Source organism: Embleya sp. NPDC005575 (assembly GCF_040605455.1).
In the GTDB taxonomy this organism is placed as follows: domain Bacteria; phylum Actinomycetota; class Actinomycetes; order Streptomycetales; family Streptomycetaceae; genus Embleya.
This window is the reverse complement of sequence record NZ_JBEXCV010000023.1, coordinates 56,149-79,725: the sequence shown is the minus strand read 5'-3', so window position 1 is coordinate 79,725 and position 23,577 is coordinate 56,149. Positions and strand designations below refer to the sequence as shown.

At 70.7% G+C, this 23,577-nt stretch carries 20 protein-coding genes and 1 pseudogene; 14 read left to right on the top strand and 7 right to left on the bottom strand.

Annotated elements, in window-relative coordinates; all coding sequences use genetic code 11:
- Positions 1-41: 41 nt before the first annotated feature.
- Positions 42-617 carry a TerD family protein gene (locus ABZS54_RS11105; protein WP_355533455.1) on the bottom strand — a complete coding sequence of 192 codons (576 nt, stop codon included), beginning with the start codon at positions 615-617 and terminating at the stop codon, positions 42-44.
- 178 nt (positions 618-795) lie between these two features.
- Complete coding sequence (locus tag ABZS54_RS11100; protein WP_020554992.1) at positions 796-1,254, bottom strand: peroxiredoxin; 459 nt, start codon at positions 1,252-1,254, stop codon at positions 796-798.
- Between the two features lie 321 nt (positions 1,255-1,575).
- On the opposite strand from ABZS54_RS11100, the gene ABZS54_RS11095 reads away from it, so the two are divergent.
- Positions 1,576-2,523, top strand: coding sequence for a maleylpyruvate isomerase N-terminal domain-containing protein (locus tag ABZS54_RS11095; RefSeq protein WP_355533452.1), 948 nt, complete (start codon positions 1,576-1,578; stop codon positions 2,521-2,523).
- Between the two features lie 144 nt (positions 2,524-2,667).
- Here the strand turns inward: ABZS54_RS11095 and ABZS54_RS11090 are convergent, their stop codons facing one another.
- Entirely contained in the window at positions 2,668-3,111 is a 444-nt protein-coding gene (locus ABZS54_RS11090) for a DUF3052 domain-containing protein (protein ID WP_026217985.1), read from the bottom strand.
- Between the two features lie 626 nt (positions 3,112-3,737).
- Between ABZS54_RS11090 and aceE the strand changes: the two genes are divergently transcribed.
- From aceE to ABZS54_RS11075, 3 genes are all read left to right on the top strand, one after another.
- Positions 3,738-6,473, top strand: coding sequence for a pyruvate dehydrogenase (acetyl-transferring), homodimeric type (gene aceE / locus ABZS54_RS11085; RefSeq protein ID WP_355533449.1), 2,736 nt, complete (start codon positions 3,738-3,740; stop codon positions 6,471-6,473).
- Between the two features lie 210 nt (positions 6,474-6,683).
- Positions 6,684-8,114 carry a hypothetical protein gene (locus ABZS54_RS11080; RefSeq protein WP_355533446.1) on the top strand — a complete coding sequence of 477 codons (1,431 nt, stop codon included), beginning with the start codon at positions 6,684-6,686 and terminating at the stop codon, positions 8,112-8,114.
- Positions 8,111-9,271 carry a hypothetical protein gene (locus tag ABZS54_RS11075; protein WP_355533443.1) on the top strand — a complete coding sequence of 387 codons (1,161 nt, stop codon included), beginning with the start codon at positions 8,111-8,113 and terminating at the stop codon, positions 9,269-9,271. Before ABZS54_RS11080 ends, ABZS54_RS11075 begins: the two co-directional genes overlap by 4 nt.
- A 36-nt stretch (positions 9,272-9,307) precedes the next feature.
- On the opposite strand, the gene ABZS54_RS11070 is transcribed toward ABZS54_RS11075, so the two are convergent.
- The 3 genes from ABZS54_RS11070 to ABZS54_RS11060 form a co-directional block, all read right to left on the bottom strand.
- Entirely contained in the window at positions 9,308-10,321 is a 1,014-nt protein-coding gene (locus ABZS54_RS11070) for an aldo/keto reductase (protein ID WP_355533440.1), read from the bottom strand.
- Complete coding sequence (locus tag ABZS54_RS11065; RefSeq protein ID WP_355533437.1) at positions 10,284-10,763, bottom strand: MerR family transcriptional regulator; 480 nt, start codon at positions 10,761-10,763, stop codon at positions 10,284-10,286. The genes ABZS54_RS11070 and ABZS54_RS11065 overlap by 38 nt, the downstream gene beginning before the upstream one ends.
- Before the next feature lie 91 nt (positions 10,764-10,854).
- Complete coding sequence (locus ABZS54_RS11060; RefSeq protein WP_355533434.1) at positions 10,855-11,592, bottom strand: pirin family protein; 738 nt, start codon at positions 11,590-11,592, stop codon at positions 10,855-10,857.
- Between the two features lie 348 nt (positions 11,593-11,940).
- On the opposite strand from ABZS54_RS11060, the gene ABZS54_RS11055 reads away from it, so the two are divergent.
- The 10 genes and pseudogenes from ABZS54_RS11055 to ABZS54_RS11010 all read left to right on the top strand — a co-directional run bounded on the left by ABZS54_RS11055 (position 11,941) and on the right by ABZS54_RS11010 (position 22,690).
- Positions 11,941-12,927, top strand: a complete 987-nt coding sequence (locus ABZS54_RS11055) for an ABC transporter substrate-binding protein (protein WP_355533431.1) — start codon at positions 11,941-11,943, stop codon at positions 12,925-12,927.
- 10 nt (positions 12,928-12,937) lie between these two features.
- Complete coding sequence (locus ABZS54_RS11050; protein ID WP_355533429.1) at positions 12,938-13,990, top strand: iron ABC transporter permease; 1,053 nt, start codon at positions 12,938-12,940, stop codon at positions 13,988-13,990.
- Positions 13,987-14,799 carry an ABC transporter ATP-binding protein gene (locus ABZS54_RS11045; protein ID WP_355533426.1) on the top strand — a complete coding sequence of 271 codons (813 nt, stop codon included), beginning with the start codon at positions 13,987-13,989 and terminating at the stop codon, positions 14,797-14,799. Before ABZS54_RS11050 ends, ABZS54_RS11045 begins: the two co-directional genes overlap by 4 nt.
- Positions 14,796-15,596, top strand: coding sequence for an adenosylcobinamide amidohydrolase (locus ABZS54_RS11040; protein ID WP_355533423.1), 801 nt, complete (start codon positions 14,796-14,798; stop codon positions 15,594-15,596). Before ABZS54_RS11045 ends, ABZS54_RS11040 begins: the two co-directional genes overlap by 4 nt.
- 251 nt (positions 15,597-15,847) lie before the next feature.
- Positions 15,848-17,014, top strand: a complete 1,167-nt coding sequence (locus ABZS54_RS11035; RefSeq protein ID WP_355533420.1) for a helix-turn-helix domain-containing protein — start codon at positions 15,848-15,850, stop codon at positions 17,012-17,014.
- Between the two features lie 97 nt (positions 17,015-17,111).
- Positions 17,112-18,023 (top strand): annotated as a pseudogene (locus tag ABZS54_RS11030) (ACP S-malonyltransferase); the annotation flags it as partial.
- Positions 18,024-18,366: 343 nt separating this feature from the next.
- The gene (locus ABZS54_RS11025; protein ID WP_355533417.1) at positions 18,367-19,377 is read left to right on the top strand and encodes a beta-ketoacyl-ACP synthase III; all 1,011 of its coding nucleotides are present in this window, start codon (positions 18,367-18,369) and stop codon (positions 19,375-19,377) included.
- Positions 19,378-19,455: 78 nt separating this feature from the next.
- On the top strand, positions 19,456-19,704 hold the full coding sequence (locus ABZS54_RS11020; protein ID WP_355533414.1) for an acyl carrier protein: 249 nt from the start codon (positions 19,456-19,458) through the stop codon (positions 19,702-19,704).
- A 135-nt stretch (positions 19,705-19,839) separates the two neighbouring features.
- Positions 19,840-21,141, top strand: coding sequence for a beta-ketoacyl-ACP synthase II (gene fabF, locus ABZS54_RS11015; RefSeq protein WP_355533411.1), 1,302 nt, complete (start codon positions 19,840-19,842; stop codon positions 21,139-21,141).
- Between the two features lie 103 nt (positions 21,142-21,244).
- Positions 21,245-22,690, top strand: coding sequence for a carboxyl transferase domain-containing protein (locus ABZS54_RS11010; protein ID WP_355533467.1), 1,446 nt, complete (start codon positions 21,245-21,247; stop codon positions 22,688-22,690).
- 161 nt (positions 22,691-22,851) lie between these two features.
- Here the strand turns inward: ABZS54_RS11010 and ABZS54_RS11005 are convergent, their stop codons facing one another.
- Positions 22,852-23,346 (bottom strand): DUF3145 domain-containing protein, encoded by a 495-nt coding sequence (locus tag ABZS54_RS11005; RefSeq protein ID WP_026218798.1) that lies wholly within the window; start codon positions 23,344-23,346, stop codon positions 22,852-22,854.
- Positions 23,347-23,577: the final 231 nt, after the last annotated feature.

Below are 23,577 nucleotides of genomic sequence, written 5' to 3'. Positions count from 1 at the left end.
CCGCGGATGCGGTCGGCGGGCGTTCGTGATGTCTCGCGCTATCAGACGTTGACTCCGAAGTCCTTGGCGATACCGCGCAGGCCCGAGGCGTAGCCCTGGCCGACCGCGCGGAACTTCCACTCCGCGCCGTTGCGGTACAGCTCGCCGAAGACCATCGCGGTCTCCGTGGACGCGTCCTCGGTGAGGTCGTACCGGGCGAGCTCCTTGTTGTCGGCCTGGTTCACGATGCGAATGAACGCGTTGCGGACCTGGCCGAAGCTCTGCTGGCGCGTCTCGGCGTCGTAGATCGAGACCGGGAAGGCGATCCGCTCGACATCCGCCGGAACACCCGCCAGGTTGACCTTGATCGCCTCGTCGTCTCCCTCGCCCTCACCGGTGGTGTTGTCACCGGTGTGCTCGACGGAGCCGTCGGGGCTCTTGAGGTTGTTGAAGAAGACGAAGTGCCCGTCCGACGGCGCCTGACCACTTCCGTTGAGCAGGATCGCGCTCGCGTCGAGGTCGAAGTCCGTGCCGGTGGTCGTACGCACATCCCAGCCCAGGCCGACCAGAACAGCAGTGAGGCCCGGAGCCTCCTTCGAGAGCGAGACGTTGCCGCCCTTGCTCAGGCTGACGCCCACGAGTCCTCCAAAGGTTCATGGAGCAACTGGTGCCCCGGAATTTTCGCCTACATACGTGACAACGCGCCGATCCTAGTCAGGAGTTCCTGACCGGCGGGAGTCTCGCCGCGGCATGGGTACCCCGGCCCGGCCCGACCTACGCCCGAACCACCCGGAGAACCCCCGACCGCGCACCGGATCAGACGCTCGCGAGCGCCTTCAGGTACTCCGCCTCGTCCCGCGCGTCCGGGATGGCGTTGACCACGCTCCACTTGATCACGCCCTCCTTGTCGATGACGAAGGTCGCCCGCACGGCGCAACCCTTGTCCTCGGCGAAGACGCCGTACGCCTGCGCGACCCCGCCGTGCGGCCAGAAGTCCGAGAGCAGCGGGTACTCGTAGCCCTCCTGCTCGGCGAACACGCGCAGCGAGAACGGCGCGTCGCAGGACACAGCCAGGACCTGCACGTCGTCGTTCTGGTAGTTGGGCAGGTCGTCGCGCAGCGCACACAGCTCACCGGTGCACACACCGGTGAACGCGAACGGATAAAAGACCAGCAGAACGTTCTTCTCACCACGGAAGTCCGCCAGCCGAACGACCTCACCGTGCTGGTTCTTGAGCTCGAACTCGGGGGCCTTGCTGCCGATCTCGACGGCCATGATGCGATCTCCTTGTCCCGGGCGACGTCCGCCTCTCATCGGCGAGCCTAGCCGTGCCCCCAAAAACCCCTCGTCCCGACCGCCCCACCCAACAGCCGGCCCGAAGCCCGACCGGCACTTGAGGCCAACCAGCCCGGCCGGCGCCTGAGGCCAACCCAGCCGGGCCGGCGCCTGAGGCCAAGTAGCCCGGCCGGCGCTTGAGGCCAACCCAGCCCGGCCGGCGCCTGAGGCCAAGTAGCCCGGCCGGCGCTTGAGGCCAACCCGGCCCCCAACCCGAGGGCCCCAGCGTTCGCACCCCGACCCAGCGGGCAGTATGCGGACATGTCCTCGATCGAGATCGTGAGCGGCCCATGGGGCACCGCCTCCATGCCCACCCCGACGCAACGCGCACGGGCCCTCACCGCCTGGGACGCCTTCCGCGACCTGGCCGCCCGAGTCGACCCGGACGCACCCTCCCGCCTACCCGGCTGGGACGGCCGCGCCGTGATCGCCCACCTCGCGTCCTGGCCCGAGGCCCCACTCCTGGACCGCCTGCTCGCCGAGGCAACCGGCCGATGCGCCCCCGACGCCGCCCCGATGCACCAGGACGATGTCAACGCCCGCCTGGTCGACGCGCATCGCGACGCCACGTCCGCGGAGTTGCTCGCCGCCCTCGACGACGGCCGGACCCGGCTGGCCGCCGCCTTCGACGCGACCGCCCAAAACCCGACCCTGGCCCTGGCCCGCACCGGCTCCCAGGTCGGCCCGGTCCCACTGCTCACCCAGCTCGCCGCGATCGCCTACGAACTGGCCGTGCACGCCCTCGACCTGACCCCGTGCGGCGCCGGCGAACCACCCGCCGCACTGCTCGACGCCGGCGTGCTGGCCCTGGCCGACATCACCGGCGCGCTCGCCGCCCGACACGGCGTCCGGACCCGAACCGGGCTGGCCATACCCGGCGGCGGCTGGGGCTTCGCCGCGCCCGGCGCCGACGGCATCGGCTGGGAGGTCTTCCCGCTCCCGCCCGGCCGACCCGGCCTGCCCGCCGTCGAGGCCCGCTCCGCCGCCCTGCTCCTGGACGCCTCCGCCGGCCGCCGCGCCGTCCCCGCCCTACTGGCCCGACGCGACCTCAAGCCGCACAACCTCCCCGGCCTGCTCGCCCTGGCCCCCCTCCTCGACCACGTCCCCGGCCTCCCCGGCGGCCCGGCCCTACGCCTGACCGCCACCGCCCTGGGCAGCGTCGGCCGGATATCCGCCCTCCTCCCCGCCCTGACCCGCCCCCGCCCCTGACCATCCCCGACACCCCGGCCCGGCACGCTCCACTCGCGCCCCGGCCCGCACCCAACCCCATACGCAAAACAGCAAGACCCCGACCGGTGACCTGAGTCACCGTCCGGGGTCTCGCATTCGTCTGCTTACCGCAGTGGCATCGGTTTACTTCTTGCCGCTGCGCACCGCCTTGGGCGACACCAGACGGGTCGCCGACCAATCCTTGACGGCGCCGAAGCTCGTCGTGCGGGCCAATCCCGCCGTCGGCGCGGCCTCACCGATATCCGAGGGTTCTACATATCCGTCCCGGCCGGTCTTCGGGGTCAGCAGCCAGATATGGCCGCCATCCGTGAGCGTGGCGAGGGCATCCACGAGGGTGTCGACGAGGTCGCCGTCATCCTCGCGGAACCACAGCAGGACGACGTCGGCAACGTCTTCCTCGTAGTCCTCATCGACGAGTTCGTTGCCGGTGAGTTCCGCGATCTCCTCGCGCAGCTCCTCGTCCACGTCGTCGTCGTAACCGAGCTCCTGGACCACCTGTCCGGGCTGGAACCCAAGTCGAACGGCCGAATTGGCCCGCTCTTCCGCGTGGTCCGCGGTCGCGCTCACGAATTAACCTCCCTTGTCCGGCCCCACAACGCTTCGGGGCTCACGCGCGTAAGTCCACACGCGCCAGGCTGTTCGCGCAAGTACCCAGGTCACGTACTCGCGCAAACGCCACACCACGTCCTGTCCGCAAGCTACCCCGACCAGGTGTGGATCACGCAACGTATTCGAGGGTCCAGCGTGACAGACGAAAACTCACCGGGTCCGCCGGGGCCGTCCGGCGGCCGGATCGGCACCGCCGGGACACTCGATCACCGCGTCCGCCCCGTACGGGTGCGAAACCACTCACACCCTCCCAGGGAACTACGCCAGTGCGCTGTGCGTAAGACAGTCGGCGTAAGGTCTTGGAGGTTCACGGTTGCATCACCCCGCAATCGCGAACCGCCGCGTGGAGCGTCCGGCGACAGCCGGACGATCAGGGCAGCTCCGCTCCTTTCGCGGTAACCGAACACGGATCGGGATCGGTGAATGTGATGCAGGCGGGCAACCCCGCCGGTCCATTACCGGTCGGTAGAGATGACGGATCCAACGTCCGGGTACCACGATGGGGACGGCGCGACACCGCTCAGGGTGGTCGACCCCGCTCTCGCGGGGAGGGTCCCCATCTACCGATAAGGCGAAGGAACAGCGTGGCTTCCGGACGAGAGCGCTTCTCGATCATCAGCGACGGCCTCCCGAGCCAGCTCCCCGACATCGATCCGAACGAGACCGGGGAATGGCTGGAGTCGCTGGACGCAGTCATCAACGAGCAGGGCCGCCAGCGAGCCCGCTACATCATGCTCAAGCTGCTCGAACGGGCCCGTGAACGACAGGTCGGCGTGCCGGCTCTGCGCAGCACGGACTACATCAACACGATTCCCCCGGAGAGCGAGCCCTGGTTCCCCGGCGACGAGAACATCGAGCGGCGCATCCGTGCGTTCGTCCGGTGGAACGCCGCGATCATGGTGTCGCGGGCGAACCGCCCGGGGCTCGGGGTCGGCGGTCACATCGCCACCTACGCGTCCTCGGCGAGCCTGTACGAGGTCGGCTTCAACCACTTCTTCCGCGGCAAGGACCACGGGGAATCGGGCGACCAGATCTACTTCCAGGGACACGCGTCCCCGGGCATCTACGCACGTGCCTTCCTGGAAGGACGTCTCAGCCAGGCGCAGCTCGACGGATTCCGCCAGGAGAAGTCGGCCGCCCCGAACGGGCTGCCCAGCTACCCGCACCCGCGGATGATGCCGGACTTCTGGGAGTTCCCGACCGTCTCGATGGGCCTGGGCCCGCTCGGGGCGATCTACCAGGCCCGGTTCAACCGGTACCTGCACAACCGCAACATCAAGGACACCTCGCGCAGCCACGTCTGGGCCTTCCTCGGCGACGGCGAGATGGACGAGCCGGAGTCGTTGGGCAACATCGGCCTGGCCGCCCGTGAGGAGCTGGACAACCTCACCTTCGTGATCAACTGCAATCTGCAACGGCTCGACGGTCCGGTGCGCGGCAACGGCAAGATCATGCAGGAGCTGGAGTCGTACTTCCGCGGCGCCGGCTGGAACGTGATCAAGGTCGTCTGGGGTCGCGACTGGGACCCGCTGCTGGCCCAGGACACCGACGGCGCGCTCGTGAACAAGATGAACACGACGCCCGACGGCCAGTTCCAGACCTACGCGGTGGAGTCCGGCTCCTACGTGCGCGAGCACTTCTTCGGCGACGACGCGCGGCTTCGCCGGATGGTGGCGGATCTGTCCGACGAGGACATCCAAAAGCTCGGTCGCGGCGGGCACGACTACCGCAAGGTCTACGCGGCCTTCAAGTCGGCGCGTGAGCACGTCGGCCAGCCGACGGTGATCCTGGCGCAGACGGTGAAGGGGTGGACGCTCGGCCCGAACTTCGAGTCGCGCAACGCCACGCACCAGATGAAGAAGCTCACCAAGTCGGACCTGAAGGCGTTCCGCGACCGGCTCTACCTGCCGATCTCGGACGAGCAGCTCGAAGGCGACGTTCCCCCGTACTTCCACCCCGGTGAGAAGTCCGAGGAGATGGAGTACATGCGCGAGCGGCGCGCCGCGCTCGGTGGTTCGCTGCCGCAGCGGCTGGACCGCTCCAAGCCGCTCAAGCTGCCCGGCGACCCGGTCTACAGCGTGCTGAAGAAGGGCTCGAAGCAGCCGGTCGCCACGACGCAGGCGTTCGTGCGCCTGCTCAAGGACCTGATGCGCGACTCCGAGATCGGCAAGCGTTTCGTGCCGATCGCGCCGGACGAGTACCGCACCTTCGGCATGGATGCGATGTTCCCGACCGCGAAGGTCTACAACCCGCACGGGCAGACCTACGACTCGGTCGACCGTGAGCTGCTCCTGTCGTACAAGGAGTCGGCGCAGGGCCAGATGTTGCACGACGGCATCTCCGAGGCCGGTTGTGTGGCGTCGCTGATCGCCGCGGGCTCGACGTACTCGACGCACGGCGAGCAGATGATCCCCGTGTACGTCTTCTACTCGATGTTCGGGTTCCAGCGCACTGGCGACCAGTTCTGGCAGATGGCCGACCAGCTCAGCCGCGGCTTCGTGCTCGGCGCCACGGCCGGTCGCACCACGCTGACCGGCGAGGGCACCCAGCACGCGGACGGGCACTCGCAGCTGCTGGCCTCGACCAACCCGGCCTGTGTGGCGTACGACCCGGCGTTCTCGTACGAGATCGCGCACATCGTCAAGGACGGTCTGCGCCGGATGTACGGTCCGGACGCCGAGGACATCTTCTACTACATGACGGTCTACAACGAGCCCATCGCGCAGCCGGCGGAGCCCGCGAACGTCGACGTGGACGGCATCCTCAAGGGTCTGTACCTCTACCAGGACGGTCCCGCCAAGGAGGGCGCGCTGCGTGCCCAGATCCTCGCCTCCGGTGTCGGTATGCCGTGGGCGCTGGAAGCGCAGAGACTGCTCGCCGAGGACTGGAACGTGGTCGCCGACGTGTGGTCGGCCACGTCCTGGAACGAGCTGCGGCGCGACGCGGTCGCGGCGGAGGAGCACAACCTGCTCCACCCCGAGGCCGAGCCGCACATCCCGTACGTGACCCGAGTACTCGACGGCCGGCCCGGCCCGGTGGTGGCGGTCAGCGACTGGATGCGGGCCGTCCCGGACCAGATCTCGCGCTGGGTCCCGGCCGACTTCGCGTCGCTGGGCACCGACGGCTTCGGCTTCGCGGACACGCGTGGCGCGGCGCGGCGCTTCTTCCACGTGGACACCGAGTCCGTCGTGGTGGGTGTGCTGTCCGAGCTGGCTCGCCGCGGCGAGATCGAGCCGGGGATCGTGACGAAGGCGATCGAGAAGTACGAACTCCTGGACGTCAAGGCGGCCGGAGTGGGCACGGTCGGCGGCGACGCCTGATCGGCACGTAGTACGAATGAGGCCCCGATCCGTTCGCGGATCGGGGCCTCACCCGTAATATCCGCGCCTTCGCAATCGGCCCGGGCCTAGACTCGGGGTGCCGGCCGCGGGACTTCGGCTGCGACTTTCGGAATCGCCTCTTAAGCGTCACTTCGCTGCTCGCGCCTCCATTCCCCGGCCGGCTTCCGCTTTGCTCGGCCGAGGGGACGCGTGGTGGATCGCCGGGAGTTGGCCGCGTGCGAGGACGTGGTGATGTTCGTCAACGCGGCGGTGACCTCCACCGGGCAGCGCGAGTTCCGCGACGACGCGGAGACGCAACGGCTGTCGGTCGAGTTCTTGCACGAGTACGTGCTCGGCAACTACCGCGAGCTGTACGCCGCGACACTCGCGCTGGACATCAACGACTTCAACGCGGCCCTCCTCATTCGGAATCTGCTGGAGAACAGCCGCGACCTGACTCCCCAGGAGCGCCGCCGCGAGGGCGAACTGATCGCGCGCCGGCTTGAACTGATGGCCCCTCAGCGGGTCTACAAGCTCTTTCGCGAGCTGGCCCGACGGGGCGTCAACAACCGGCGCACCCGGGCGATCATGCGGGATTGGACCGCGCAGCGCCGCGATCCGGTCTTCGACGCGGTGAAGTACCGGACCGGGGTGAAGGCCACGATGCGGCACGCGCACCTGGCAATCCCCGGGGAGACCGGGGCGTTCCTGTTCACCGCCCTGCGCAAGGTGCCGGTCTTCACCACGCCGCTGTACGAGAACTGGCGGCAGGCGCACTACGCCGCGACCGCGCTGTACAAGTTGCCGTACACGGTCGCCGAGGGGCTCGCCTCGAAGCACGGCATCGACCGCGCGACGTTCCTGGCGAAGATCGCCCCGCAGCTGACCCGCCTGGAGCGGCTGCGGTTGCAGGGCGCCGGCGAGCGGGCCAAGGTCGGGTCGGTCAAGGCGGAGCTCGCCGAGATGCCGCTGACCCGGCTCGCGTCGTACGTCCTGTCGCTGTCCCGGGCCGAGCGCACGTCCCGCTATGACGAGCTGCGGCACGCGTTGACCGTCGCCGCAGGCCGCGCGGCGGGGAACGCCGCGGGGTCGTGGGGGCGGGTCGTCGCGGTGCTCGACGACAGCTTCTCCTCGTACGGGTCGGTGGTGAAGCGGCAGCGACCGCTGGCCGTCGCGCTGGCCTGCCGCTACCTGCTGAAGGCGCTCGCCCGGGAGTTCACCGGCCTGTGGACCTCGGGGCTGCACGATCCGCTCCTGGTCCGGCCGAGCGGACCCACGCCGCTGGGCGAGCGGCTGATCGACGCGCTCGAACTGGCCCCCGACCGGCTGGTCGTGGTGTCGGACGGGTGGGACAACAGCCCGCCGGGGCTGGCCGCCGAAGTGCTGCGGGTGTGGCGCGAACGGCTGGATCCGGACGGGGCGACCACCGTGGTGCACCTGAATCCGGTGTACGACGCGGACGGCTTCGACGTGAAGCGGTTGTCCGCGAGCGTGCCGACGGTGGGGGTGCGCGACGCGGAGGACGTACCGGCGCTGATCGAGTTGGCCCGATTCGCCGAGGGGCGGACCGGATTCGCTGAATTGCGCGGATATCTCGCGGCCCGCAGGGACCGCTTTCCGATCGGGAAGGTGACGGCGTGATCGGCGACTTCGAGCTGACCGGGCTGACCGCGCGCCCCGCGCAGGTGTGGGGGGCGATCCGGCTGGTTCCGCTGGTCCGGGACGCGCCGATGACCGACCTGCGCCTGGACGAGCGCGCCTACGGGGCCGGCGACCCGTCGATCGTCGACGTCGGCGACGGCACCTTCTACCGGTCCTTCATCCCGCACGCCTTCGTCGCGTCATGGGACCTCGGCGAGGATCCCGCGGCGGTCTTCGGCACCCAGCTCCAGGAGCGGCCGGCGCCGCCGCCCCGGGCGAAGGTCCGGGTGCCCGGGCGGGCACTGCGCCGGATGGCCCGCCGGGTGGATGGCAACCGGCTGCGCTTCCTGCCGATGCACCTGGCGATGGAGGGCTACCTCGCGCTGCACTTCGGCGGCCCCTCGATCGCGTGGGAGGAATGGACCGACAAGGCCGTGCGCGAGGGCCTGTCGCCGCGGATGGAGGAGGCGTTCTGCGGGTGCCGGGTAAGCGGACTGGCGGACGCGCTCAAGGTGTTCGAGATCCACCCGAACCAATGCGGCGTCGCGCTGTATGTCGCGGACGCGCTCGCGAGCGTGTTCGTGGTACCGCATCCGGCCGACTATCGGGCCCTGCACACCACGCTGCTGACCGACATGTACGGCGAAGTCCTCTACCACTACGCCAACTTCGTCACCGCAGTGCCCGACTTCGTCGCAGCGATCGAGGCCGACCGGGTGTCCTCGATCACGGACCTGCGCCGCGAGGCGGCCGGGCAGCACGACGCGTGGGGGCGCTTCCATCGGCTGATGCTGTCCGGGCTCACCGGCGAGCCGGCGTACACCCGCCAAAGCGTGTATCGCCTCGGGCCCTACGAACTCGACCGATTCCTCCCCTCGTTCCGCCTGGACGGGGACAACCACATCGGCGAGCGCATTACCCACGAAGACGGCCGGCTCGCCTACTGCAAGACGTTCCTGCTGTCGCCGCAGCAGGTCCGCCGAGGTCATCTGCTCTCCCGTCTGGCCGCGAACGACTGGGACCTGATCGCGGCGGCGACCGACCTGCACACGACGATCTCCGCACTGGAGCGCCGGATCCGGGCCTCGGGTTTCGAGCACCTGCTGCGTGCGCACGTGGTCGCGCGCCTGGCACGCGAGGGACGCCGACGCGGCTGAGGCGCCCCGCGCCGGGCGGGGCGCCTCGGCCCGGGTTCAGTCGCGGTCGTTGAAGGTCGCCGTCATGTCCGGGTAGCGCGCCCCGGTGACCTGCCCGGCGATCGGCTCGAGCGCGGCCAGTTCGGCCTCGGTGAGCACCAGGTCGACCGCGCGCACGTTCTCCTCCAGGCGGTGCCGCTTGGTGGTGCCCGGGATCGGCACCACCGACAGGTCCCACGCCGCGGTGCGCGACTGCACCCAGGCGAGCGCGACCTGCGCGGGGGTGGCGTCGTGTGCCTCGGCGATCGCCCGCAGCGGCGCCAGAATGGCCGCGTTCGCGGCGGCGTTGTCGCCGGTGAAGCGCGGCTGGAAGCGGCGGAAGTCGCCCTCCGGCAGCGTGTCGGCACTGGCCCAGGCGCCGGTCAGAAAGCCCCGGCCGAGCGGTGAGTAGGCGACCAGCGCCGCGCCCACCTCGCGGGTGGCCGGCACCACACCGTCCTCGATGTCGCGGGTGAACAGGCTCCACTCCGACTGCACGGCGGCGATGGGGTGCACGGCCGCCGCCGCGTGCAGCTCCTTGCCGGTCACCTCGGACAGGCCCAGGTGCCGCACCTTGCCCTCGCGCACCAGTTCCGCCATCGCGCCGACCGTCTCCTCGATCGGCACCCGGACGTCGCGGCGGTGCATGTAGTACAGGTCGATCACGTCGGTGCGCAGCCGGCGCAGGCTGGCCTCGGCGGCCCGCTTGACGTAGGCCGCGTCGCCGCGGATCTCCCGCTCGCCCTCGGGTGTCACGTTGATCGCGAACTTGGTCGCCAGGGTGACCCGCTCGCGCCGGCCGCCCTCGGCGAGGAAGGCGCCGAGCAGTTCCTCGTTGGTGTGCGGGCCGTACACGTCCGAGGTGTCGAACAGGGTGACGCCCAACTCGAGGGCGCGCTCCAACGTGGCCACCGACTCGTTGTGCTCGGCGCCCGCGTAGAAGGCGCTCATGCCCATGCAGCCCAGGCCCTGGGCAAAGACCTCGGGGCCGTCGTCACCCAGCTTGAGAGTGTTCGTCTTGGGAGTGCTCATCGTCGTTGCTCCGCTCCGCGTCCGCGTACATCTCGATCTTGTGGTCGATCACGAGCAGGCAGCTCTGGAGGTCGCTGATCCGGTTGCGGACCTCCTCGCGGTGGTCCTCCAGCAATTCTCGGCGTGCGGCCCGGGTCTCGTCGCCCAGGCGGATCAGCTCCGCGTAGCGAAGCATGTCCGCCACCGGCATCCCGGTCAGCCGCATCTTGCCGACGAACTCCAGCCAGTCCAGATCGTGGTCGCTGTAGCGACGCCGACTGCCCCGCCCGTTCCCGTCCCCTCCCGTCCGGGGCCCCTGCCGGCTCACGTGCGGCATCAGGCCGATCCGCTCGTACCAGCGCAGCGTGTGCGCGGTCAGGCCGGTGCGTTCGACCACTTCGCCGATCGAGTACTTGCCGACCTCGTAGTCCTCGGGTGCGATGACCTGCTGCGTGGCCGACATGGTTGAGCCTCCGGGGGGAAGCCCGCCCCGGTGGGGCGGGCACGACACAAACGCTACGGAGTTGGAGCGCACTCCAAGCAAGCACGAACCCTCACGCCTGGGTCAACCCCGCGTGCATCTCCCACACCAGCACCTCGGCCGGCCCGTCCGGGAACGCGGTGAGTCGCTGCCCCTGCGCATCGGACAGGCGCACCGCGTCGCCCGCCGCGAGCACACCGGCACCCTCCAACTCGACGATCCCGCGGGCGACGAACACGTGCGCGAACGGCGCGTCCGGCAGCGTCGCACCGCCACTCGCGGGCAACCGCGCCACATGCAGCGCGGCGTCCTTCTGGTGGATTCGGATCGCCGCGTCGTGCCCGGGCCGCCCGGACGCGATCGGCACCAGGCCGCCGCGTTCCAGCTCGGCGCGCACGTCCTGTTGCTGGTAACCCGGGGTGATCCCGTCCTCGTCGGGAACCACCCACATCTGCACGAAGTGCACCGGCTCCGACGAGCCGGCCGCGTCGTTCTTCTCCGAGTGCAGGATGCCCCGGCCGGCGCTCATCCGCTGCGCCAGACCCGGGTGGATGATCCCGTTGTGGCCCTCGGAGTCCTGGTGCACCAGGGATCCGGAAAGCACCCACGTGACGATCTCCATGTCCCGGTGCGGATGCGTGTCGAAGCCGGTACCGGGAGCCACCACGTCGTCATTGCTGACCAGGAGCAGTCCGAAGTGGGTGTTCTCCGGCGCGTAGTGCCGGCTGAAGGAGAAGCTGTGGTGCGAGTCGAGCCAGCCCGCCCGGGTGTGGAAACGTTCCCCGGCCCGGCGCACGTCGAAGGTGGTCATGCCCGGTTCAACCACGGACTCGGCATGGGCTGTTCCCGTGGCGTGCCCTGGCCCGGAGCGCCCGATTGCCGGTGGATCACCCGCAATCCGGCCCCATTCACCGAGGGTGAACGGCACGGTTGATATCGTTCGCGCGTCGGCGGCCGGTTTGTCGCCGACGGCGTCGAACGCAGCGAAGTCCGGTGGGATCCCGGCGCTGTCCCGCAACCGTGATGCCCCGCCCGGACACCCGGGAATTCGAGGCGAGCCGGGTCGCCTCGTCCGCGCCGACGACATCGGCCTCGCAGGAGGGGCGATCCGTCTCCACGGGTCCCGATGCCTGCCGCGTCGAAGGACCTGGAGTCTTCGTTGAGATCCGTACCCCTGCTTCGTTCCGCCGCCGTGCTGCTGCTGGGCGCGCTCGTCCTCACCGGTTGCGGTGACTCGGACGATTCGAAGGACGACAAGGCCCAGGGCACACCGGCGGCGACCGGTGGCTCCGCCGGGTCGGGTCCCGACGCCAAGGCGTTCCCGGCCACCGTGGACTCGGGCGGTGCCAAGGTCACCATCGCGAGCGCTCCGAAGAAGATCGTCTCGCTCGCGCCCACCGCCACCGAGATGTTGTTCGCGATCGGCGCGGGCGGCCAGGTCACCGCGGTCGACGACCAGTCGAACTTCCCGGCGAGCGCGCCCAAGACCAAGCTGTCCGGCTTCAAGCCGAACATCGAGGCGATCACCAACTACACCCCCGACCTCGTGATCGCCTCGGACGACACCGACGGCCTGGTCGCGTCCTTGACCAAGCTCAAGATCCCGGTTGTGCTGACGCCGGCGGCGAAGACCTTCGACGACTCGTACGCGCAGCTGACCACGCTGGGCACGGCCACCGGCCACGCCAAGCAGGCCGGCGAGGTCGCGGCCAAGATGAAGACGGACATCACGGCCATCGTCGCCGCGACGCCCAAGCCCGCGAAGCAGCTGGGCTACTTCCACGAGTTGGACAACACGCTCTACACCTCGACCTCCAAGACCTTCATCGGTCAGGTGTACGCGCAGTTCGGCCTGAAGAACATCGCCGACGAGGCGGACAAGGCCGGCACCGGCTACCCGCAGCTGTCCGCCGAATACCTTGTGCAGGCCAACCCCGATCTGGTCTTCCTCGCCGACACCAAGTGCTGTGGCCAAAACGCCGACGTGGTGGCCAAGCGGCCGGGTTGGGACCAGGTGAGCGCCGTGCGCAAGGGCGGCGTGGTCTCGCTCGACGACGACATCGCCTCGCGCTGGGGCCCGCGTGTGGTGGACCTGGTCCGGGCCGTGTCGGAGGCCATCACCAAGGCCGGCGCGACGCAGGGCTGACGGCCGGCTCGTGCGGGATCTCCTGACCATCCGATCCCGACCGGCGGTGCTGCCCCTGCTCGGCGCGGGCGTACTGCTGGTCGGTGTCGTGGTGCTCGCGCTGACCGTCGGCGCGGCCGATCTGCCCGCGAGCGGGGTGCTGCTCGCGCTGCTGGACAAGCTGCCGTTCGTACATCTGGACCACGGCCTGTCCCCGGTCCAGTACGCGGTCCTGATGGACCTGCGGCTGCCCCGGGTGCTGGCAGCAGTGACCGTGGGTGGGCTGCTGGCCATGGCCGGCGCCGGCTATCAGGGCGTTTTTCGCAACCCGCTGGCCGATCCGTACCTGCTCGGCGCCGCCTCCGGCGCGGGCCTGGGCGCGACCCTGGTGATCGTGTACGCGGACGGGAACAGCGTGGGCGGAATCCCGGTGGTGCCGCTCGCCTCGTTCGTCGGCGCGATGGGCGGAGTGCTGCTCGCCTACGGGCTCGGCGCGAGTGCGAGCCGCTCCGACGGCACCGCGAATCTGGTCCTGGCCGGCGTTGCGGTCGCCCAGTTCCTGGCCGCCGCGCAGACCTACGTCCAGTCGGCCAACACCGACGAACTGCGCCGGATCTACTCGTGGATCTTCGGCCGGTTGTCCGGGATCGGCTGGGCCGATCTGCGGATGATCCTGCCATACGCGCTGGTGAGCACCATTGTGCTGCTCGTGCACGGACGCCTGCTCGACGTCATGTCGGTGGGCGACGAGGAGGCCGCGGGGCTGGGCGTACGGGCCGGCCAGGTGCGCCTGGTGGTGCTGCTCGCCGCCTCCCTCGCCACCGCGTCGGCGGTCGCGATCAGCGGTCTGATCGGCTTCGTCGGCATCGTCGTGCCGCACATCGTGCGCCGCTTCGTGGGCGGCAGCTACCGCCGGGTGTTGCCCATGTCGCTGCTGTGCGGTGCGGCGTTCCTGGTGCTCACCGACCTGATCGCGCGCACGATCACCGCGCCCGGCGAACTGCCGATCGGCGTGGTCACCGCGTTCGTCGGCGCGCCGTTCTTCGTGTTCGTGCTGCGCGGCACCCGCAAGGTGGACGTGTGAGCGCCCGGTTGGTGCTGCGCGAAACCGGCGTGGACCGCGACCGGGTGCCGGTGCTGCGCGGGGTGGACGCGGATGTCGAACCCGGCGAGTGGCTGGCGGTGATCGGCCCCAACGGCGCGGGCAAGTCCACGCTGCTCAAGGCGGTAGCCGGGCTGCTGCCCTACCTGGGCTCGATCAGCGTGGCCGGCCGCCCGGTCCGCGAGCTCACCCGGCGCGAGTTGGGCCGCGGTATCGCCTACACCGCGCAGAGCCCGGTGGTGCCGGCGCAGATGCCGGTGCACGAGTACATCCTGCTCGGCCGCACCCCGCACCTGGGCTACCTGGCCCGGCCCGGGCGGCGCGACCGGGCGATCACCGACGAGGTGATCGAGCGGCTGGACCTGGGCCCGTTCGCCGGCCGCGACGTGGGCCGGCTCTCCGGGGGCGAGCGGCAGCGGGTGGTGCTGGCCCGGGCGCTCACCCAGCAGGCGCCGGTACTGCTCCTGGACGAGCCGACCACCGCGCTGGACCTGGGTCATCAGCAGCAGGTGCTGGAGATCGTGGACGGGCTGCGCCGCGACGACGGCCTCACGGTGCTCACCACACTGCACGACCTGGGGGTGGCCGCGCAGTACGCGGACCGGCTGCTGATGCTGGTCGACGGGCGCCTGGTGGCGTCCGGGTCGGCCGCCGAGGTGCTCACCCCGGAGTCGATCGCCGAGCACTACCAGGCCCGCGTATCGGTCGAGCCGGGCCCGGACGGCCGCCCACAGGTGCACCTGATCCGGCCCGGGCACCGGGGCCGGGACACCGCCGAGGGGTCCGCGTGAGCACCCTGCCGCGGCCGCGCGAGACCCCGGCCGAGCTGCTGCGCCCACGCACGGTGTGGCGCGACGAGGACGGCATCCGCCGCCCGGCACTGGTGTGGCGGGCGGGTCCCGGTTGGCGAATGGCCTCCTCCGCGCTGCTCGGCGGCGGCATCGGCGAGCGCGCGTGGGTGCTCAACCTCCAGGTCCGGCCCGGCTACGACCGGATGGACCCGGCCGCCCATCTGACCGAGGTGGCCGCGCCGCTGGGCCTGGCCGGGGCAGGGGTGGGTCTGATGACCGCCGCCGAGGTCACCGCATGGACGCACGGCGCGGACGAGGGCGCCGAGGCGGCGGTCACCACCGGAATCGGCATCCCCACGTGGGCCGCAGCACCGGTCCCGGGCCTACCCGGCGCCCCACCACCCGGCACGATCAACATCATCGCCGCGGTCCCCGCCGCCCTCTCCGACGCGGCCCTGATCAACACGGTGGCCACAATCACCGAAGCAAAGGTGCAGGCCCTCCTCGACGCCGGCTACGCATGCACCGGAACCCCCTCCGACGCGGTATGCGTGGCAGCCCGCACACCAACCCCCGACAACCCAACGGAACCATTCGGCGGCCCCCGCTCCCGATGGGGCGCCCGCCTGGCCCGAGCCGTATACACGGCGGTACTACACGGCGCCCTCGCAGACCGCGAACGCAGACACGCGGCAACCCACGACAACCAAGCCCTCATGACCGCCCCACAAGCCCCCTGGCCCAACAGCACCCACCCCCGGCGTGTCAGCGCCCCCGACCCACCCCCACCCCGGTGATCGACGCGCGAAACGCGGAGAGCGGCGGAGCCGCAAACTTTGACTTCGTGGCCCGGAGCGAAGCGCAGGGACACGAAGTCACGAGCGAGGGGCCGCTTTTTCTTTCCCCCGCTTCGCTCCTCCAAGAAAAAGCGGTGCCTCGCGAGCCGGCGACGAAGCCGCCCAAAAGAACTCGCGAAGCGAAGGAAAGAAAAAGCGGCGCCTCGCGAGCCGGCGACGAAGTCGCCCGACAAGCAGAGGATGATGGCCCGGTGAGTTCCAAGCCCGATTTGCGCGCCGCGACCGTCCGCAGGCTGGAGAAGTCCGCCGGCGCACTGGCCGGAGCGGCCCTGGCCAGGATGGACGAGGCACTCCCCTGGTACCGGAACATGCCCGCCGACAACCGCTCCTGGATCGGCCTGGTCGCCCAGGCGGGCATCTCCGCGTTCACCGAATGGTTCCGGCACCCCGAGACCCCGCAGAAGGTCAGCGCCGACGTGTTCGGCACCGCGCCGCGCGAGTTGACCCGCACCATCACGCTGCCGCACACGGTGGAGCTGATCCGCACCACGATCGAGGTGGTCGAGGCCGAGATCGCCACGCTGGCCGCGCCCGGCTACGAGCAGGCGCTGCGCGAGGCGCTGCTGCTGTACTCCCGCGAGATCGCCTTCGCCACCGCGCAGGTGTATGCGCACGCCGCCGAAACCCGGGGCGCATGGGACGCACGGTTGGAGGCGCTCGTCGTGCACTCGCTGCTGCGCGGCGAGGCGGACGAGGGCATCCTCTCCCGTGCCTCGGCGCTGGGCTGGGGTTCGCCGGACTCGGTCATGGTGGTGGTGGGCAACGCGCCGGACGCGGACTCGCAGGCGGTGGTGGACGGCATCCACCGGGCGGGCCGGCACGCCCGACTGAACGTGCTCACCGGCGTCCAGGGCGAGCGGCTCGTGGTGATCCTGGGCGGTACCGACGACCCGATCCGGGCCACCCGCTCGCTGATCGGCCAGTTCGGCCCGGGCCCGGTGGTGGTCGGCCCCGAGGTGCCGGACCTGCTGGCCGCGGTGCGCTCGGCGCAGGCGGCGATGTCGGGACACCGGGCCTGCGTCGCGTGGCCGGACGCTCCGCGGCCGGTGTCCGCCGACGATCTCCTGCCCGAGCGTGCGCTCGCGGGTGACGAGGGGGCCAGGGAGCAGTTGGTGGAGGAGATCTACATACCTCTGCACGCGGCGGGCTCCGCGCTGCTGGAGACACTCTCCGTGTACCTGGAGCAGGCGGCGAGCTTGGAGGGGGCCGCCCGGATGCTCTTCGTACACCCGAATACCGTGCGCTACCGGCTGCGACGCGTGGTCGACGTGACCGGACTCGTACCCACGGAGACCCGTTCCGCCTTCACCCTCCAGGTCTCGCTGATCCTCGGGCGGCTCGCCGCAATCGAGATCTAGTCGAGACATCTTTGTAGGAAACCCACAAAGTCACCATCGGATCTTCGTCCCTGCCGATAAGGGGCTCACACCCCTCGCAGGAGAGAGGCTTGACCTCGTGCTCGTACTCGTCGCTCCCGGACAGGGTGCCCAGACGCCCGGATTCCTCGCCCCCTGGCTCGACCTCGACGGCGTCGCCAAGCGGCTGCGCTGGTGGTCCGCCGTCACGGGCCTCGATCTGATCCACTACGGCACCAAGGCGGACGCGGACGAGATCCGGGACACGGCGGTGGCCCAGCCGCTGCTCGTCGCCTCGGGTCTGGTGGCCGCCCTCGCCCTGTTCCCGCACCCCTCCGACGCCTACCGCGTGGTCGGCGCCGCCGCCGGCCACAGCGTCGGCGAACTGACCGCCGCCGCCGGCACCGGCGTGATCACCGCCGAGTCGGCGATGACCATCGTGCGCGAGCGCGGCAAGGCGATGGCCGCCGCGGCGGCCGTCACGCAGACCGGCATGAGCGCGGTGCTCGGCGGCGACCCGGAGACGGTGCTCGCCAAGATCACCGAGCACGGGCTGACCCCGGCGAACATGAACGGCGCAGGCCAGATCGTCGCCGCCGGCACCCTGGAGCAGCTCGCCGCGTTCGCCGCCGACCCGCCCGAGAAGGCCCGGGTACGTCCGCTGGCGGTGGCCGGCGCCTTCCACACCGAGCACATGGCCTCCGCAGTGGACCGACTCGCCGAACTGGTGCCGGGTGTGACCGTGCGCGACCCGCGCACCCCGTTCATCTCCAACTCCGACGGCGCGGTGCTGCACGACGGCCGTGACGTGGTCAAGCGGCTGGTCACCCAGGTCTCCAACCCGGTGCGCTGGGACCTGTGCATGGAGACCATGAAGGACCTGGGTGTCACCGGTCTGATCGAGGTGGCCCCGGCCGGCACCCTGACCGGTCTGGCCAAGCGCGCCCTGCCCGGCGTGGAGACGGTCGCCCTCAAGACCCCGGACGACCTGGAGGCAGCCCGCAAGCTGGTCGAGCGGCACGGCAGCCCCAGCACGATCGACGCCTCGCCCACGTGGCGCTTGGTGGTCGCGCCGTTCAAGGGCATCATCGAGCTCACCGACATCACGTCGGGCGACGCTCTCGCGCCCGGTGCCCGGGTCGCCACGGTGCGCTCGCACCGCGACGAGCAGAGCATCACCGTTCCGCACGGCGGCACCGTGGTCGAGTGGCTCGTCGAGGACGGCGACCCGGTCGCGCCCGGCATGCCGCTGTTGCGCATCCACCCGCAGAGCTCGCTGTGACGCCCGCCGCGGCACCCGCTCCGCACCCGGCCGCGAACCCACCCGGCCGCGAACCCGTACGGGAGGACCACGCGTGACCGCTTCCATCACCCCCCGCGCCGGAGCCGCGCACGCGCGCATCCTCGGCGTCGGCGGTTACCGCCCAACTCGGATCGTGCCCAATTCCGAGCTGGTGGACCGAATCGACTCGTCCGACGAGTGGATCCAAACCCGTTCCGGGATCAAGACCCGGCGCTGGGCCTCCGCCGAGGAGACCGTGGCGGAGATGTCCATCGCCGCGGCGGGCAAGGCCCTCGCGCACGCCGGTCTGGACGCGTCGCAGGTGGGCTGTGTGATCGTCTCGACGGTCACCCACCTCAAGCAGACCCCGGCGATCGCGACCGAGATCGCGCACCGCCTGGGGGCGGGCGGCGGGCGGGCGGCGGCGTTCGACGTCTCCGCGGCCTGCGCCGGCTTCTGCTACGGCGTCTCGCTGGCCAGTGACATGGTCCGCGGCGGCAGCGCCGAGTACGTCCTGGTGATCGGGGTCGAGCGACTGAGCGACCTGACCAACCTGGCGGACCGCGGCACCGCGTTCATCTTCGGCGACGGCGCGGGCGCCGTGGTGATCGGTCCCTCGAGCACGCCGGGCATCGGCCCGGTCGTGTGGGGTTCGGACGGCTCGCAGTCCGAGGCGATCACCCAGACCGTCGACTGGAACGACCTGCGCGACCGCCCGGAGCAGGACTTCCCCACGCTCAAGATGGAGGGCCAGAAGGTCTTCCGGTGGGCCGTGTGGGAGATGGCCAAGGTCTGCGAGCAGGCGTTGGACGCCGCCGGCATCAAGGCCGAGGACCTGGACGCCTTCATCCCGCACCAGGCCAACATGCGGATCACCGACGCGATGATCAAGGCGCTCAAGCTGCCCGCCGAGGTGCCGGTCGCCCGCGACATCGCCGAGAACGGCAACACCTCCGCCGCGTCCATCCCGCTCGCCATGGAGCGCATGCTCGAAAGCGGCGAAGCGGTCAGCGGCGGTACCGCATTGATCATGGGATTCGGGGCCGGCCTCGTCTACGCGGGCCAGGTCATTACGCTTCCGTAGTCCCCTGTCGGTCGCCGCCGGCGGACGAGCAACAAAAGCAGTACCCGTCACCGCAAAAGATTCGAATCAAGGAGCAACATGGCTGCCAGCCAGGAAGAGGTCCTCGAGGGCCTCGCCGACATCGTGAACGAGATCGCCGGCGTCCCGCAGGACGAGGTCGAGCTGGACAAGTCCTTCATCGACGACCTGGACGTGGACTCGCTGTCGATGGTCGAGGTCGTCGTGGCGGCCGAGGAGAAGTTCGAGGTCAAGATCCCGGACGACGACGTCAAGGGCCTCAAGACCGTTCGCGACGCGGTGGACTACATCGTCAAGGCCGCCGCCTAGCTCGGATGTAGCGCCGGCCGTTTTCCGGGCCGGACCCGCACCCGCGAGTCCGGCCCGGTCCGTCGCAGCCACACCGGGCCCCGGCCCGCTCAGCCGCCGGATCGCCCGAAACAACAGCGTGAGAGTGAGAAGACAGTGAAGTCGACCGAGCGCAACGACGCCGCGCGAACCGTGGTCGTCACCGGTCTGGGCGCGACCACGCCGGTCGGCGGCGATGTCGCGACCACGTGGTCCGCGCTGCTGGCGGGCACGTCCGGCGCGCGGGCACTGACCGAGGAATGGGCCGCACAACTGCCGGTGACCTTCGCCGCGCGAATCGCCGTCGAGCCGCTCGAGGTCATGCCCAAGGTCGAGGCGCGTCGCCTGGACCGGTCCGGCCAGTTCGCGATGATCGCCGCACGCGAGGCATGGCTGGACGCCGGCTACGCGGCGAAGAACACCGCGGGCGAGGACGCCCCGGATGCGCTCGTGGTGGACCCGGTCCGCCTCGGCGTGGTCATCGCGTCCGGCATCGGCGGTGTCACCACCCTGCTCGACGCGTGGGACACCTTCCACGAGAAGGGCCCCCGCCGGGTCGGCCCGCTCACCGTCCCGATGCTCATGCCCAACAGCCCGTCCGCCAACGTCGGCATCGAACTGGGCGCGCGGGCCGGCGTGCACACCCCCGTCAGCGCTTGCGCCTCCGGCGCCGAGGCGGTCGCGTACGGCCTGGAAATGATCCGGTCCGGCCGCGCCGACGTGGTGGTCTGCGGCGGTACCGAGGCGGCGATCCACCCGCTGCCGATGGCCGCCTTCGCGAACATGATGGCGATGTCCAAGCGCAACGACGAGCCGGAGCGCGCGTCGCGCCCGTACGACAAGGGCCGCGACGGCTTCGTGATGGGCGAGGGCGCGGGCGTCCTGGTCCTGGAGAGCGCCGAATACGCGGCGGCCCGCGGAGCCCGCGTGTACGCCGAGGTCGCGGGCGCCGGACTCAGCTCCGACGGCCACCACATCGCCCAACCCGAGCCCACCGGCCGCGACATCGCCCGGGCGATGGCCCTGGCCCTGGAGAACGGCGCGATCAAGCCGGAAGAGGTCGTGCATGTGAACGCGCACGGCACCTCGACCCCGGCGGGCGACGTCACCGAACTCAAGGCGATCCGCGCCACGCTCGGCGATGCGGCGGCCGACAAGGTCACCGTCACCAGCACCAAGTCGATGACCGGGCACCTGCTCGGCGGCACCGGCGCGGTCGAGTCGGTCGCCACGGTGCTCGCCCTGTACCACCGGATGGCGCCGCCCACGATCAACGTGGACGACCTCGACGACGAGGTCGACCTGGACATCATCCGAGACGAGCCGCGCACGCTGCCCGACGGCAACGTCGCCGCCCTCAACAACTCGTTCGGCTTCGGCGGGCACAACGTCGTCGTCGCCTTCCGCCGGTTCGGGTGACCCCCGACCTCCTCGCGCCGGCTCGCGACGCGTGCCGCCGGGCCGCACCATGCCCGGCGCGCGTGCCGCGGCCGTCAGGACGGACCAGACAGCCGTGACCTTGATGGACAACCGACCCGGCACCGAGGCCGCACCCGCGCCCACCGCCAGGCCCACCCGTCCGCACCGCGACGACGACCCGCGCAACCCGAGGCTGCGGCTGAAGAAGCTGGTGGACCCGGGTTCGTACGAGGAGATCTCGGCCTACGAGACCACGTCCGGCACGCTCGCCTGTGTCGGCACGATCAACGGCGCCCGGGTGGTCGCCTACGCGTCGGACCCCACCGTCCAAGGCGGCGCGATGGGCGAAGAGGGCTGCGCCATCGTGGTCGAGGCGTACGAGCGCGCGATGGCCGAGCGGGCCCCGATCATCGCGCTGTTCCACTCCGGCGGCGCCCGCCTGCAAGAGGGCGTCGCCAGCCTGCACGCGGTGGGCCGGATCTTCCACGCGATGACCATGGCCTCGGGTCGCATCCCGCAGATCTCGGTCGTGCTCGGCGCGGCCGCCGGCGGCGCGGCCTACGGGCCCGCGCTGACCGACATCGTGATCCTGGCGCCCGAAGGCCGGATCTTCGTCACCGGCCCGGACGTGGTCCGCTCGGTCACCGGTGAGGACGTCGACGCGCTGCGCCTGGGCGGCCCCGAGCCGCACGGCCGGCGCAGCGGGGTCGTGCACGTGGTCGCCGAGTCCGAACAGGACGCGATCGACCGGGCCCGCGGCCTGGCCGACCTGCTGGCCAACCAGGGCGAGATCGACCCGGCCACCCTCGACCGCCGCGAACTGGGCGCCCTGCTGCCCGAGTCGGCCAAGCGTGCCTACGACGTGCACCCGGTGGTCGACGGCCTGCTGGACGAGCCCGGCCAGGAACTGCACCCCAAGTGGGCACCGAACATCGTCACCACGCTCGGTCGGCTCGGCGGGCGCACCGTCGGCCTGGTCGCGAACAACCCGTTGCGGCTCGGTGGATGCCTGGACTCGGCGTCGGCCGAGAAGGCCTCCCGCTTCGTGCGCATGTGCGACGCGTTCGGCGTGCCACTCGTGGTGGTCGTGGACGTGCCCGGCTATCTGCCCGGCGTGGGCCAGGAGTGGGACGGCGTGGTGCGCCGCGGCGCGAAGCTGCTGCACGCGTTCGGCGAGTGCGTCGTGCCGCGCGTGACCATGGTCACGCGCAAGGCGTACGGCGGCGCGTACATCGCGATGAACTCGCGCTCGCTGGGCGCGACTCGGGTGTTGGCCTGGCCGACCGCCGAGGTCGCGGTGATGGGCGCGGTCGCCGCCGTGCGCATCCTGCACCGCCGCCGGCTCGCCGAGGTTCCGGACGAGCTGAAGCCGCAGGTCGAGTCGGAACTGGCGGCCGAACACGAGAAGGTCGCGGGCGGCTTGGACCGGGCGATCGAGATCGGCGTCGTGGACGAGGTGATCGACCCGGACGAAAGCCGGATCGCGATCGCGAAGGCGATCGCCGCCGCCCCGCGGACCCGCGGCGCGCACGGCAACATCCCGCTCTAGGACCGCACTCGGCACCAGTACTCCCGCGGGCCCTGATAGGTCCGAAGGCGGAGACGCGAGGGGCCCCTCCGGGATGATCCGGAGGGGCCCCTCGCGTCGGTATGTCTATACGTATGTCTTCTCCCCGGCGGCTCCGGCCGCCGCCGACTCGCCGGCCACCCTCAGACCACCTGGTGCAACCAGCGCACCGGCGTGCCCTCCCCCGCGTAGCGGAAGGGCTCCAACTCGTCGTCCCACGGCTTGCCGAGCAGCTTCTCCACCTCGGAGCGCAGATCGACCTCGCCGCGCGCCGCACGGCCGAGCACCGCGCGCAGTCGATCCTCGGGGATCAGGATGTCGCCGTGCGCCCCCGTGACCGCATGGAAGATGCCGAGGTCGGGGGTGTTGCTGTAGCGCTCCCCCTCGGCGTTGGCCGAGGGCTCCTCCGTGGCCTCGAAACGCAACAGGTGCCACCCGCGCAGCGCCGAGGCAAGGCGCGACGCAGTACCGGGCGCGCCCTGCCAGGACAGTTCGGCCCGCAACATGCCGGGCGCCACCGGCTGGCGGACCCAGTCAAGACTCACGCGCACGCCAAGAACGCCCGCTGCGGCCCACTCGACGTGCGGGCACAGCGCACGCGGCGCGGAGTGCACGTACAGAACTCCACGTGTCGTCACCGGGACCTCCAGGCTTCAAGGACGAGGTTCGCCTTCCCCAGCGGCCTCAACCCTTGTCTCGGGCTGCCTGTTCGGATCCCGGTCTTCCATTGTGCCCCACAGACCACGGATGTACCACAGGCACCAGTTGCTGTCCGTAATCACATGTGGGCAATTGTCCGATGTGAAGGAACAATTCGTTACTCACCGTCTCGGAATGGTGAGCCACTGCACTCAACGTGCCCGGCCGCC